This is a genomic window from Hyphomicrobium sp. (assembly GCF_036780825.1).
Taxonomy (GTDB): Bacteria; Pseudomonadota; Alphaproteobacteria; order Rhizobiales; family Hyphomicrobiaceae; genus Hyphomicrobium_C.
The window spans coordinates 28,704-41,178 of record NZ_DAIQCD010000023.1 but is presented as its reverse complement, the minus strand read 5'-3'; the positions used below and the strand labels follow the sequence as shown (position 1 = coordinate 41,178).

The following is a 12,475-nucleotide window of genomic DNA, read 5'->3' as shown; positions in this document are numbered from 1 at the left end:
CTCTCAAACAAAGTGCTTCCGGAGCCACGCTACGCGAGCCGTGTGAACACCAGCCGGCTTCGAACGAAGTAAAGCGTGACGAAGCAGATGAGCATGGCCGCCGTCTTTGCGAGCACAGGCGCGAGGTTGGCGAGATGCACGCCCGCCGCCGTGACGGCCGCCGTGAGCACGATCCCGAGCACGCCTGTTGCCATGAACTCGGTAAACAGCCGCTTGTCGCTCTTGTGTGCGCCGTCGCCGACGAACACAAAAAGACGCGAGAGCTTGTAGTTGAGCGAGAAGGCCACCGCGTAGCCGGCGACGCTCGCCAGGACGGGCAATGCGGTGACGGCCATGACGGCGAAGAATACGCCGTAGTCCACCACGAGGCTGGCGACGTTGACGCCGGTGTATCGGATCAGGCGCCGGATGCGCTCGGCACGGGTGTGCGGCCTCACGGCGGGCAGATCCTCTGCGGATGTATGCAAGCTGTCCTCTTGCCTCTGATCGCGCACGCTATGCCCTGATACGGTCCCGTGCGCTTGATCGCTGCCGCCGTCGATGCGGATCTTCTGCAAAGCCGCTGTCACGTGCCGGCACAACCCAAGCGCCGTGAATCCAAGCCGCGCCTAACCTGCACGCTGCATACGGCGGCCGGCGCCGCGGGCCGGATGCGCCTTCGGGGCCTCCTCGAAGAGCTCCACGAGCTTGTCCGTCATGGCGCCGGCGAGCTCGCTCGGATCAGAGATGGTGACGGCGCGCGCGTAGTAGCGCGTCACGTCGTGACCGATGCCGATGGCGATGAGCTCCACCGGGGAGCGGGTCTCGATCTCCTCGATCACTTTGCGCAAGTGCTGCTCGAGGTACGTGCCGGAGTTGACGGATAGCGTCGAGTCGTCGACGGGCGCGCCGTCCGAGATCATCATCAGGATGCGCCGCTGCTCGGGCCGGGCCATCAGTCGCTGATGCGCCCACGCTAGCGCTTCGCCGTCGATGTTTTCCTTGAGCAGGCCCTCGCGCATCATCAGCGCTAGCGAGCGCTTGGCGCGCCGCCAGGGGGCGTCGGCCGTCTTGTAGACGATGTGCCGCAAATCGTTGAGGCGGCCCGGCGCCGGCGGCTTGCCGGCCGCGAGCCAATCCTCGCGCGAGCGGCCGCCTTTCCAGGCGCGCGTGGTGAAGCCCAGGATCTCCACCTTTACGCCGCACCGCTCGAGTGTGCGTGCCAGGATGTCGGCGCAGCAGGCCGCCACCATGATCGGCCGGCCGCGCATCGAGCCCGAGTTGTCGAGCAGCAGCGTGACGACCGTATCGCGGAAGTCGGTATCGCGCTCGCGCTTGAACGAGAGCGGATGCATCGGATCGGTGATGATGCGGGTGAGGCGCGCAGCATCGAGTGCGCCTTCCTCCAGATCGAAATCCCAGGCCCGGTTTTGCTGCGCGAGGAGGCGGCGCTGAAGGCGGTTGGCGAGGCGTGCAACAACGCTCGCGAGCGATTTCAGCTCCTTGTCCAGGAAGGTGCGAAGGCGTTCCAGCTCCTCGGAGTTGGAGATGTCGTCCGCGGCGACCTCCTCATCGTGGGCCCGCGTATAAACCTTGTAGCCAAAGGGCTCGGGGTTATCGAGCACGGAGACGTTGGGCCGCCAGGGCTCGCTCGTCTCGAGTCCGTCGGGCTCCTCTCCTTCGCTCTCGATGTCGTGCTGGTCGGAGGTCTCGGTCGGCTGCTGCGCGTCTCCCGCCTCGCCCTCGAGGCGTTCCTGCTCGCGCTCTTGCTCCTCGCCGCCTTCGCCGCCTTGGTCCTCGCTCTCGGCCTCCGCTTCGCCCGCGTCCGGCTGGACCTCGGCGGCTTCCTCGGTTTCCTCAGCCTCGCTCTCCAGGAGGTCGTCGGCAAGGTTGAGCGCCTTGAGAAGGTCACGGGTGAGGCGCCCGAAGCTTTCCTGATCCTCGGCCACGTCCTTCAGTCGCCGGAACATCGCCTCGGCGCGATCGTCGATGCGCGGACGCCACAGATCGACCATGGCGCGGGCGCCTGCAGGCGGCGCTTGCCCCGTGAGGCGCTCGCGCACGAGAAGGGAGAGCACGCTGCTGATCGGCGCGTCGCTGGCGTCCGCCGGGCGCTCGAAACGGCCGTGGCCGAATTCATCCTCGCACTTGGCGGTGAGATTGGCGGCCATGCCGCTCATGCGATTGGCGCCGAGCGCTTCGATGCGCGCTCTCTCCATCGCTTCGAACACTTCGCGCGCCGGCCCCGCTGAGGGAGCGAGCCGCCGATGTACGGCGTCGTCATGGCATGCAGCCGTCAGCGCCAGGCTGTCGGCCCAGCCGCGCAGCACTGCGATCTCCGACCGCGTCGGTATGCGCGCCGGCGCGGTGAGGCGCACGTGCTTGCCTTCATAGACGGGCTTCGTGGGCCCATAGGTGACCTGGATGTCCGGATCGCCGGCGATGGCGCGCACGGTGAGCCCCAGCACGCGCTTGAGCGGCTCGGAGGGGGGCTCCTGGCGTCTCGGGTTGTGCGTCATGGATTCCTATCCGTGCTCTGTTGGCGCACGAGACGGCGCCACGCGCGATCCTCGACCTCCTCGCGTGCGTCGCGGTTGCCTCGGCGCACCTTTAGAAGACCGATCCAGATACCGAGCGCAGCACCGGAGGCTATGCCGAGCGCCGTATTCTCGGCCGGCGCATTGTCAGGGATGGCTAGGCCCCAGAGGATGGCGAACGCGACCGAACCGAACAGCGCGCCGACGATCGCCAGCAGCGTGCAGAAGAGCACAGCCCCCTTGGCCCCCGTGTATCCGGCGGCGGCCAAGGCCTGCCGATGCTCGCGGTCCCGGTCCATCAGCGCCAGAGCCAAGGCTCCCTCGTCAGGCCAGCGCGACGTTGGCGGCGCTTTCCGGCAGTTCCTCGCCAAACGCGCGCTGATAGAACTCGGCCACCAGCGGACGCTCGAGCTCGTCGCACTTGTTGAGGAAGGTGAGTCGGAAGGCGAAGCCGATGTCGCCGAAGATCTCCGCGTTCTCGGCCCACGTCATCACCGTGCGCGGGCTCATCACGGTCGACAGGTCACCGTTGATGAATGACTGGCGCGTGAGATCGGCAACGCGGACCATGGATGACACGGCCTTCCGCTTCGACTCCGATTTGTCCCAGCTCTTCACCTTCGAGAGGACGATCTTCGCCTCGTCGTCGTGCGGCAGATAGTTCAGAGTGGCGACGATGGACCAGCGGTCCATCTGCCCCTGGTTGATCTGCTGCGTGCCGTGATAGAGGCCCGAGGTATCGCCGAGGCCGATGGTGTTCGTGGTTGCGAACAGGCGAAAGGCCGGATGCGGGCGGATCACCTTCGACTGATCGAGCAGCGTCAGCTTGCCCGACACCTCGAGCACGCGCTGGATGACGAACATCACGTCCGGCCGCCCCGCGTCGTACTCATCGAAGACGAGCGCGGTGTTGCTTTGCAGCGCATAGGGCAGGATGCCCTCGCGGAACTCCGTCACCTGCATGCCGTCCTTGAGCACGATCGCGTCTTTGCCGACGAGATCGATGCGTGAGACGTGGCTGTCGAGGTTCACGCGGATGCATGGCCAGTTGAGGCGCGCAGCGACCTGCTCGATGTGGGTCGACTTGCCGGTGCCGTGATAGCCCTGGATCATCACGCGCCGGTTGAATTTGAAGCCGGCGAGGATGGCGAGCGTGACCTCGCGGTTGAAGAGGTAATCGGGATCGAGGTCGGGAACGTGCTCGTCCGCCTTCGAATAGGCGGGAACCTCGAGATCGGAATCGATCCCGAACACCTGGCGGACAGAGAGCTTCATGTCCGGCAGGCCGGCTGTAGGGGACGTGACTGTCGAATCTTGCGCGCGCATGAGGACCTGTTCTCGGGCAACGGACCGCTCTTTAACGAGCGCTCCCGGTGGGCTTGCGGACCGCTTCTGCAATGGTGCGCGGTGTCCGCAAGGCTACGACGAGGCTTGCGCCCTCCCCGGCGCTGCCCAAAGCGGCGGGCCGCGCCTGTAGATCAGACGAGGCCCGCCTTCTTCAGATAGTTATAGGCTTGGATAATTTCGCGCAACGTATCCGCCGAGCGCGTATCGCCGCCATTCGCGTCTGGATGATGGCGCTTCACCAGTTCCTTGAAGCGGGCTTTGATCTCCACCTTCGAGGCCGCTTCCGGCAAATGCAGAACCTCGAGCGACTTTTTTTCGATGGGCTTCAGCACCCGCCGGCCTGCCACCGGCTCCTCCCGAGCCTGTCGGGCACGCTCCGCAAAAAAGCCATGCGGATCATGCGCGCTGAACCCCGTGTCGGCACCGGTTTTGGCCATGCGCGCACTGGTTCCGTGGGCCCACGAGTTGGCGCCCACCTTCCACGTGGGGCGATGGCCGGTCATCGCATCCTTCTGGAAATCGGTAACCTCGGCGTCGCTCATGCCGTCGAAATAATTGTAGGCGGCATTGTATTCGCGCACGTGATCCATGCAGAAAGCGAAATACTCCCCGTCCCGGCCGCGACCTTTGGGCGCGCGATAGGGCGCCGGCCGGCCACACCCCTTCCATTGGCAAGGGGGATGGTCCGCTGCGGTCGCGCTCGCCGCTTGCCGCTTCGGGGCCACCCGGATCGAATCGAAGTATTTGGAATTCAGCTTCATGGCTCGGATTATGATCTGCTGGTCGCGACCAGACAAGACAAACGCCTCGGCAGACTGCCGCAGGATCTGGAGCGGATCCCGTTCGATCGCTTGCGCCCGGGCGGGAGAAGGCTCGCACAAATACCTAGACCATGATCGCTTCGGATCCTATCAGTCCGAAGCGTGAATCATCGGTCTCATCAAAGGGGTACAGCATCTGATCCGATTCCATGCGATCGGTGAGACGCTCGAGAGACTTCCCGATGAACGCAAGCGAACGAAGAGTGCTCTCGTCGCGCTCACATGCTCGGAGGGACTATTATGTCGGCGGAGAAACGTCTGCGTGAACAGCTCATGATCGCGCTCGAGCCAACGCGGCTCGACATCATCAACGAGAGCGAGTTGCATGCGGGACATCGCAGCTCCCCAGGAACAGGCGAGAGTCATTTTCGCGTGCTCATCGTCTCGCCGATGTTCACCGGCGTCTCTCGCGTCGGCCGCCATCGCATGGTCAACGACGCCATCGGCCACGAACTCAAGGATGCCATTCACGCTCTCGCGCTGGCGACCTATGCACCCGGCGAGCCCGTGCCGCAAGGCTGAAGGCCGGAGCGTCGTTCGGCGCGAGGCGAGAGAGCAAGTTTCAGCTCGCCGCTCATCTACGCTGCGATTTCGCGCGTGAGAAACTCGCGCACCTGCTTGGCCTCGATATCGTGCGAGATGAAGGCTTCGCCGATGCCGCGTGCGAGGATGAAGGTCAGCCGCCCGTCCCGCACCTTCTTGTCCTGGCCCATGAGGCGGACGAGCTCGTCCGCATCCGCGGTGCCGCCGGGGATATCGGCAATACGTGTCGGCAGGCCCACGGCCTCGATATGGCGCACGACCCGCTCCGCCGTGCCTTTTGGGCAAAGGCCGAGGCTCTCCGAGAAGCGGAAGGCCAAGCATATGCCGATGGCGACACCCTCGCCATGCAGCAGGCGATCAGAATAGCCGGTCCAGGCTTCGAGCGCGTGGCCGAAGGTATGGCCGAGATTGAGGAGCGCGCGCTCGCCGGTCTCGTGCTCGTCGCGCGCCACGATGGCGGCTTTCGCCTTGACGCTCGTCTCGATAGCGGTGGCGAGCGTCTCGTGGTCGAAAGAGAAGATGCCCTCATGAGCCTTCTCCAGCCAGGCGAAGAAGCCCGCATCCCCGAGAAGGCCATACTTGACCACCTCGGCGTACCCGGCGCGCATTTCGCGCGCGGGCAGCGTCTTGAGAGCATCCGTGTCGGCGATGACAAGGGCGGGCTGATGGAATACCCCGATCAGGTTCTTCCCCTGGCTCGTGTTGATGCCGGTCTTTCCGCCGACCGAGCTGTCGACCTGCGCGAGCAGCGACGTCGGGATCTGCACGAAGCGCACCCCACGGCGCAAGATGCCGGCCGCAAAACCGGCGAGGTCGCCGATGACGCCACCGCCGAGAGCGATGACGAGATCGCCGCGCTCGAGGCCCATCTCGAGGAGACGTTCGCAAAGGGGGGCCAGCGCACCGAAGCTTTTCGACGGCTCGCCTGCCGGCAGCACGATCGATCCCTTGTGGCGCCCTTCCGCCCGCAGGCTTGCCTCCATGAGCGGCAGGTAATGCTTGGCGACGTTCTCGTCCGTGACGATGCCGCAGCGCGCCTTGCCGAGGCGCCCGGCGACAAGCCGGCCCGCTTCAGCCAGAAGATCGGGGCCGATCAGCACGTCGTAGGCGCGCCCGCCGAGGGGCACGTGAACAGTGCGCGCTGCCCGGGTGGTCGCGGCCATGGAATGGGCAAGGGTCGGCATCGGTTTCAATCTTCTTGCTTGCGACTGCCCTCTGGTTTCGAGAGCGCCAGAGGTATCAGATCAGGTATCAGATCGCGATCGGTTGCGCCAACGCCGGATGCTCGGCAAGCGCGGTAATGATGTCGCCCACGATGCTGTCGTGGGGGGTGTCGCGGCTGTCAACTGTCAGGTCCGCCTCGGCGTAGATCGGATAGCGGGCCTGCATCAGCTCGCGCATGACGCGTTCGGGATCTCCGGCCTTGAGCAGCGGGCGGCAATCGCGCTTGCCGATGCGGCGCATGAGAACCGGCAGTTCGGCGCGGAGCCAGATCGAGAGGCCTCTCTCCCGCACGCGAGCGCGGGTCTCCGGGGTGATGAAGGCGCCGCCGCCGGTTGCCAGCACCTGCGGTCCGCTGCCGAGCAGGCGCGCGATCACCTTGGCCTCACGGTCCCGGAAGAACGCCTCCCCATGATCGGCAAAGATCTCGCTGATGGTCTTTTGCGCCACGCGCTCGATCTCCTCGTCGGCATCGACGAACGGGAGGCCAAGCCGCGTGGCGAGGCGCTTGCCGATCGAGGACTTGCCGCAGCCCATGAGGCCGACGAGAACGAGGGACCGCTCACCAAGGCCCTGGCGCACCCTGTCAACGATGTCCTTATCCTGCTCCATTTGTCCCCGGCGAACTCGTGTCGGCCTCAGCTGGCCTGATTCGGGAGACGCCGGCACCCCGGCGCTCACGGGGCTCACCTTAGCCCAATCTCCCGTTCGGAAGCGAGGTGTCTGGCTGCCGGCGGCGCGCTCTTCTAGAATGGTAACGATTTATGAGCCATAATCGCGCCACGTTGGGTCCGGACATAGCGGGCCATCTCCGCTCTATGTCCGTATCCGCCTTTTCGTCAGAGCGCTTTCCGCCGATGCCGAGCCTTTTTCGCTTCCTAATTACCTCGGGGTCAATGGCAGCGTTCTTTGGCGTCGGATTGTACATCCTCGCCCATAAGTTCGAGCCAGAGCAGCACGAAGTCGTGAAGGTGGTGCCGGGGGTCAAGATCCGCAAGCCTGACGCAGCCCCATGACAGGCCCGCTGTCCGCCTCGCGCATCGTGGCGGCAGGGTTTCGCCCCGCGGCCGGCTGGCCGATTTTCGCCGCCTTGATCCTCGCGTGCCTTATGATACCGGAAGCGGCCGCGCAGCGGCGGCCCCCGAGCGCATTCAATGAAATTCCGCCGGCGTCCTCTGCCTATGAGCGCCGGCCGCCGAGCGTTATCCGCGAGGAGCTCGATCCAGTGCTGGCGGCGGACGGATCGGGCCTGCCGCACGAGCTCTGGAACGGCTTGTCTGCCGCGCAATTTGCCGAAGCCATCTCGGCGCTCGCCCTCCCGCCGCGCTCGCCGGTGCTGCTCGGGCTGTGGCGGCGCCTCATAGGATCCGACACGGTTCCGGCGACAGGCGCCGATGGCGCCCGGTTTACGGCCCTGCGTGTCGAGGCCCTCGAGCAGTCGGGACTGATCGACGAGGTGGCCGCGGTGCTCGCACGCGATCTCGAGGCCGAGCACGATCCGCTGCTGCGTGCGCTCACGGCGCGCAGCGAGATCGGTCTCGGGAATGTGGAGCGCGGGTGCGAGATCGCGCACGGCCTGAGGACAGCGCAATCGGGTCTGCCGAAGCCCATCGAGGCCGACCTCATCCTCATCAGCGGCTATTGTGCGGCAGCTTCCGGAAATACCGCCGCAGCGTCGATCCAGGCCGGCCTCTTGCGTGAGCTGGAGTTTGGCGGGCTAGGCGCCGACCTCCTCGATGCCGTGTCCGGAGGGCTCAAGCCCGATATCCCTTCGGATGCCAGGCTCTCGCTGCTCGATTATCGCATCGCGGCGCTGGGCGGCGCGCCGGACAGCGCAAGGCTCATGTCCGCCGCGACGCCCGCGCTTCTTGCCGGCCTCGCCCATGATCCACGCCTCGCACCCGACGTGCGGCTCGCAGCCGGCGAGGCGGCGGCAAGGCTCAATGGGCTTGCCGCCGAAGACCTGGCGCCACTTTACCGCGCGGACGGCGCCGGAAGCGACGCCGGCTCGATCGAGCGCGCTGGCCTCTTCAAGGCCGCCGAACGTGAAGGGGCTGCGCTCAGCAAGGCGCGCATGATCCGCGCCTTCCTCGACGAGGCGCGGCGGTCTGGCCTTGATTGGCCGGCACTGCAATTGATGGCGGGGCCGGCGCGCGCGCTCGAGCCGGTGCCGGAAATCGGCTGGTTTGCGGAGACGGCCGTCGAGATCAACCTTGCGAGCGGAGATTATGGAGCGGCGCGCCGCTGGGCACAGTTCGTCGATGCGCCCTATACTGCGAACCGTCCGTCGCATTCCCTTGCCCATTGGATGGCGCTGATCGATCTCGCCGATCCCGCATCGGGCTCGGACCCAGGGCGCAGCTTCTCCGGTGTCGAGGCGCTCGCCGCGCAAGGCCGTGTCGATCCGGCTGTGCTGCATCGCTTGGTAACGGCGCTCGACGCGCTCGACATCGCGGTCCCGATGGGGCTGTGGGAGCTTGCCGGGCGCACGGCGCAGCCGGCGGGCGGTCATTTGCCCGAGACGGGCGTCCTCTCTGAGCTGGCGGAGGCTTCGGAGAAGAAGCAGTTCGGGCGCACCGTGCTTCTCGTCATGCGCGCGATCGGCCCGGGCACGGCGGAGAGCGCCCACATGCTGGCCCTCGGCGACGCAATCCGTGCGTTGAAGCGTGCCGGTCTCGCCACCGAAGCGCGCCGGCTCGCGCTCGAAAGCCTGTTTGGCCGCTGGCCGCGCGGCGTGCCTGCGAGGTGAGCCATGAGTGAGGATCAGCGCCACATCACCGCATTTCTGGAGATGATGGCGGCGGAGAAGGGAGCGGCTGCGAACACCCTCGACGCCTATCGGCGAGACCTTGCCGATTACACGGCGTTCCTCGCGCGATCCGCGATCGCCGTCGAGGGAGCGCTGCGCGCCGACGTTTCGCGCTACCTGCAGGAGCTGTCCGTCTCGGGATTGAAGCCAGCCTCACGCGCCCGCCGTCTCTCGGCCGTGCGCCAGCTCTACAAGTTTCTTGAGGCCGAGGGCGTCATCCCCGAAAATCCCGCGGACGGGCTTAGGGCGCCCGGCAAGAAGCGTACGCTGCCCAAGATCCTCTCCGTCGATGAGGTGGACCGCCTGATCGCGACGGCGGCGAGGGCGGCCGAGGGCCTCTCGGGCCGTGACCTCGTGCGCGCCGTGCGCCATCACTGCCTGCTCGAGATGCTCTATGCAACGGGTATGCGCGTCTCCGAGCTCGTCTCGCTGCCGCGCAGCGTGCTCACGGGCGATCCACGCCTGCTCACTATTCGCGGCAAGGGCGGGCGGGAGCGGCTGGTGCCGCTCAACGCTGGCGCCCGCGCAGCGCTCGCTCGCTACCTCGCCCTCGGCTCTGCGCCGGAGGACGGCGTGGCGCCGATGATCGCCACACGATATCTTTTTCCGTCGCGCGGCGGGCAGGGACATCTGACGCGGCAGCGCTTCGCCCAGGACTTGAAGGCGACGGCGCTGCTCGCCGGGCTCGACCCGGATCGGGTATCGCCGCACGTGCTGCGCCATGCCTTCGCGAGCCATCTCCTGGATCGGGGGGCGGATCTCCGCAGCGTGCAGAGCCTCCTTGGGCACGCAGACATCTCGACCACTGAGATTTATACCCACGTGCTCGAGGAGCGCCTGCGCCGGCTCGTGACCGAGCACCATCCGCTCGCCCGGAAGGGCGGGTAATGCCGATCGCCTCAGAGCGCTTTCTGTCAGCGCAGCTTAAATTCCGAACGGCCTTGATGCAGGTCGCTGTTCGCCCGCATGTTTATGAAAAGTTCCGCAGGGGTTGACAGAATTTCGGCGGCAGGGTCAACGTGCGGGCTCTTTTCCCGATAGTCTGACCGAACGCCCGCGTACCTCGCGCCAGGATGAGGCCCCGCTTGGAACCTACCAAACCCGAACGTACGATCGCTGTACGCACCTATCTCGATTTCGAGAAGCCGATTGCCGAGCTTGAAAGCAAGGTCTCCGAGCTGAAGACGCTCGAGGACGGCGAAGGCGTATCCATCGCCGATGAGATCAAGAAGCTCGAGCAGAAGGCCAAGGCGGCGCTCGTCGATACCTACGGCAAGCTGACGCCGTGGCAGAAGACGCAAGTGGCGCGCCACCCCGAACGCCCGCATTCTCTCGACTACATTGCGGAGCTCATTGAGGACTTCACGCCGCTCGCGGGCGACCGCTACTTCGCCGAGGATGAGGCGATCATGGGCGGCCTGGGCCGTTTCCGCGGCCGATCCGTCGTCATTATCGGGCATGAGAAGGGTTCCGATACGGAAGGGCGCATCCGGCACAATTTCGGCATGGCGCGGCCCGAGGGCTACCGCAAGGCCGTGCGGCTCATGGACATGGCCGACAGGTTCAACCTGCCGGTGGTGACCCTGGTGGATACGGCGGGCGCCTATCCCGGCATCGGCGCTGAGGAGCGCGGCCAGGCGGAGGCCATCGCCCGCTCGACGGATAAGTGCCTCTCTCTCGGCGTTCCCATCGTCGCCGTCGTCATCGGCGAGGGCGGCTCCGGCGGCGCCATCGCCATTGCGGCCGCCAACAAGATCCTGATGCTCGAGCACGCGATCTATACGGTCGCCTCGCCCGAAGCCGCCGCATCCATCCTTTGGCGTGATTCGTTGAAGGCGATCGACGCCGCCACGAACATGAAGATCACCGCCCAGGATCTCGATTCGCTTGGCGTGATCGATGTCATCATCCGCGAGCCTGTGGGCGGCGCTCACCGCGACCGGAAGCTCGCCATCCAGACGGCGGGCGATGCCATCGCCAAGGCGCTGGCGGAATTTGATGGAAAATCCCCGGCTGAGATCAGGCACTTACGCCACGAGCGGTTCCTCAACATCGGGCAGCAGCTTTAAGCTGCCCTCTTGCGCCGCACGCGCGCCCTATTCCGCGACGAGACTTGACTTTCCTCGGCCCGCGGAAAAATCTTGGCAGCCCGTAACGTTAATGAAAACTTTACGGTTGGGGCCGGATGGTCGTTCGTATGCGCCAAAGGGAAAGCGTGTGCGTCTAAGCATCCTCGGTAACAGGCTCGTTTCTCGCCTCAAGCTCGCGCTTGCAGGTGTGCTCGCGTGCGGCCTCGCGGCCTGCTCGAGCGCGCCGGGGCTGCTGCCGCCATCGGAGCAGCCGCTCGCTGCGGAGACGGTGTCGCTGCTCGGCAAGAAGGGCATGCAGCCGGGCGCGCCGATCTTCGTGCGCATCTTCAAGGAAGAGTCCGAGCTCGAAGTGTGGAAGATGCGCGATGATGGGCGCTTCTATCACTTCAAGACCTATCCGATCTGCAACTGGTCGGGCGAGCTCGGTCCGAAGCTGAGAGAAGGCGACAAACAGGCGCCCGAGGGCTTCTATACGATCGCCCAGAACCAGCTCAATCCGAACTCCAAGTACTATCTCGCCTTCAATCTCGGCTATCCGAACGCCTACGATCGTTCCCACGGGCGCACGGGACGAGCCTTGATGGTGCATGGTAAATGCAAGTCGGCTGGCTGCTATGCGATGACCGATGCGCTTGCCGAAGAGATCTACGCGCTCGCACGTGACGCGTTCCGCAGCGGCCAGCAGAGCTTCGAGGTGCATGCCTTCCCGTTCCGCATGACCGACGAGAAGCTCAACCGTTTCAAGTCGCATCAGTGGTACGCGTTCTGGAAGACGCTCAAGGAAGGCTACGATTTCTTTGAGGCAAATCGCATCCCGCCGGCGGTCGCTGTTTGCGAGCGCCGCTATGTGGTCAACGCCGTCCTCTCGGAGCCGCAGCGCATCGACCCCGAGGGCCGCTGCCCGCGCTTCCTGAAGCCATCGTTGCAGCCCTTCTCGCCGCGCCCCTCTGAATGGCAGCTCGCGTCCGAGCGGCTGACTGTGCCCGGGCCCAAGACGCGTGACGCAACCGAGGTCGCGTCGACGACGAGGGCCCAATCGCAGCCCGCCTACGCGACGACTGGCTCCATTCCGACGCTTCCCGGCATGTCTCCCGGCGCGTCCGCGCTCGGCTTCAACCCGTAGCGCAG

At 65.7% G+C, this 12,475-nt stretch carries 13 protein-coding genes; 6 read left to right on the top strand and 7 right to left on the bottom strand.

Annotation, left to right across the window (positions count from 1 at the left end; genetic code table 11):
• Positions 1-29: 29 nt before the first annotated feature.
• The 5 genes from V7P99_RS10530 to V7P99_RS10510 all read right to left on the bottom strand — a co-directional run bounded on the left by V7P99_RS10530 (position 30) and on the right by V7P99_RS10510 (position 4,624).
• Complete coding sequence (locus tag V7P99_RS10530; protein WP_333794772.1) at positions 30-467, bottom strand: GtrA family protein; 438 nt, start codon at positions 465-467, stop codon at positions 30-32.
• Between the two features lie 141 nt (positions 468-608).
• Entirely contained in the window at positions 609-2,498 is a 1,890-nt protein-coding gene (gene cobT / locus V7P99_RS10525; protein ID WP_333794771.1) for a cobaltochelatase subunit CobT, read from the bottom strand.
• Complete coding sequence (locus V7P99_RS10520) at positions 2,495-2,830, bottom strand: hypothetical protein (protein ID WP_333794770.1); 336 nt, start codon at positions 2,828-2,830, stop codon at positions 2,495-2,497. The genes cobT and V7P99_RS10520 overlap by 4 nt, the downstream gene beginning before the upstream one ends.
• A gap of 10 nt (positions 2,831-2,840) precedes the next feature.
• Positions 2,841-3,842 (bottom strand): cobaltochelatase subunit CobS, encoded by a 1,002-nt coding sequence (gene cobS, locus V7P99_RS10515; protein WP_333794769.1) that lies wholly within the window; start codon positions 3,840-3,842, stop codon positions 2,841-2,843.
• A gap of 152 nt (positions 3,843-3,994) precedes the next feature.
• The gene (locus tag V7P99_RS10510; RefSeq protein ID WP_333794768.1) at positions 3,995-4,624 is read right to left on the bottom strand and encodes a J domain-containing protein; all 630 of its coding nucleotides are present in this window, start codon (positions 4,622-4,624) and stop codon (positions 3,995-3,997) included.
• Between the two features lie 300 nt (positions 4,625-4,924).
• On the opposite strand from V7P99_RS10510, the gene V7P99_RS10505 reads away from it, so the two are divergent.
• Positions 4,925-5,206 (top strand): BolA family protein, encoded by a 282-nt coding sequence (locus V7P99_RS10505; RefSeq protein WP_333794767.1) that lies wholly within the window; start codon positions 4,925-4,927, stop codon positions 5,204-5,206.
• Between the two features lie 56 nt (positions 5,207-5,262).
• On the opposite strand, the gene aroB is transcribed toward V7P99_RS10505, so the two are convergent.
• Positions 5,263-6,411 carry a 3-dehydroquinate synthase gene (gene aroB, locus V7P99_RS10500; protein WP_333794766.1) on the bottom strand — a complete coding sequence of 383 codons (1,149 nt, stop codon included), beginning with the start codon at positions 6,409-6,411 and terminating at the stop codon, positions 5,263-5,265.
• 67 nt (positions 6,412-6,478) lie between these two features.
• Positions 6,479-7,060, bottom strand: a complete 582-nt coding sequence (locus tag V7P99_RS10495) for a shikimate kinase (protein ID WP_333794765.1) — start codon at positions 7,058-7,060, stop codon at positions 6,479-6,481.
• Positions 7,061-7,305: 245 nt separating this feature from the next.
• Here V7P99_RS10495 and V7P99_RS10490 point away from each other — a divergent pair, with 245 nt between their 5' ends.
• The 5 genes from V7P99_RS10490 (at position 7,306) to V7P99_RS10470 (ending at position 12,470) form a co-directional block, all read left to right on the top strand.
• Positions 7,306-7,464 carry a hypothetical protein gene (locus V7P99_RS10490; RefSeq protein WP_333794764.1) on the top strand — a complete coding sequence of 53 codons (159 nt, stop codon included), beginning with the start codon at positions 7,306-7,308 and terminating at the stop codon, positions 7,462-7,464.
• A complete protein-coding gene (locus V7P99_RS10485) occupies positions 7,461-9,197 on the top strand; it encodes a hypothetical protein (RefSeq protein WP_333794763.1) in 1,737 nt (578 codons plus the stop codon). The genes V7P99_RS10490 and V7P99_RS10485 overlap by 4 nt, the downstream gene beginning before the upstream one ends.
• A 3-nt stretch (positions 9,198-9,200) precedes the next feature.
• Entirely contained in the window at positions 9,201-10,145 is a 945-nt protein-coding gene (locus V7P99_RS10480) for a site-specific tyrosine recombinase XerD (RefSeq protein ID WP_333794762.1), read from the top strand.
• A gap of 185 nt (positions 10,146-10,330) precedes the next feature.
• Entirely contained in the window at positions 10,331-11,326 is a 996-nt protein-coding gene (locus tag V7P99_RS10475; RefSeq protein ID WP_442909894.1) for an acetyl-CoA carboxylase carboxyltransferase subunit alpha, read from the top strand.
• A gap of 148 nt (positions 11,327-11,474) precedes the next feature.
• Positions 11,475-12,470: a murein L,D-transpeptidase family protein gene (locus V7P99_RS10470; protein ID WP_333794760.1), complete on the top strand. Its 996-nt coding sequence runs from the start codon at positions 11,475-11,477 to the stop codon at positions 12,468-12,470.
• Positions 12,471-12,475 lie beyond the last annotated feature (5 nt).

What these genes read in the sequence shown, in the direction of transcription:
- V7P99_RS10485 (WP_333794763.1), top strand. Translation starts at nt 7,461, where the DNA reads ATGACAGGCCCGCTGTCCGCCTCGCGCATCGTGGCGGCAGGGTTTCGC.
- V7P99_RS10505 (WP_333794767.1), top strand. Translation starts at nt 4,925, where the DNA reads ATGTCGGCGGAGAAACGTCTGCGTGAACAGCTCATGATCGCGCTCGAG.
- cobT (WP_333794771.1), bottom strand. Translation starts at nt 2,498, where the DNA reads ATGACGCACAACCCGAGACGCCAGGAGCCCCCCTCCGAGCCGCTCAAG.
- V7P99_RS10510 (WP_333794768.1), bottom strand. Translation starts at nt 4,624, where the DNA reads ATGAAGCTGAATTCCAAATACTTCGATTCGATCCGGGTGGCCCCGAAG.
- V7P99_RS10475 (WP_442909894.1), top strand. Translation starts at nt 10,331, where the DNA reads ATGAGGCCCCGCTTGGAACCTACCAAACCCGAACGTACGATCGCTGTA.
- V7P99_RS10495 (WP_333794765.1), bottom strand. Translation starts at nt 7,060, where the DNA reads ATGGAGCAGGATAAGGACATCGTTGACAGGGTGCGCCAGGGCCTTGGT.
- cobS (WP_333794769.1), bottom strand. Translation starts at nt 3,842, where the DNA reads ATGCGCGCGCAAGATTCGACAGTCACGTCCCCTACAGCCGGCCTGCCG.
- V7P99_RS10490 (WP_333794764.1), top strand. Translation starts at nt 7,306, where the DNA reads ATGCCGAGCCTTTTTCGCTTCCTAATTACCTCGGGGTCAATGGCAGCG.
- V7P99_RS10480 (WP_333794762.1), top strand. Translation starts at nt 9,201, where the DNA reads ATGAGTGAGGATCAGCGCCACATCACCGCATTTCTGGAGATGATGGCG.
- aroB (WP_333794766.1), bottom strand. Translation starts at nt 6,411, where the DNA reads ATGCCGACCCTTGCCCATTCCATGGCCGCGACCACCCGGGCAGCGCGC.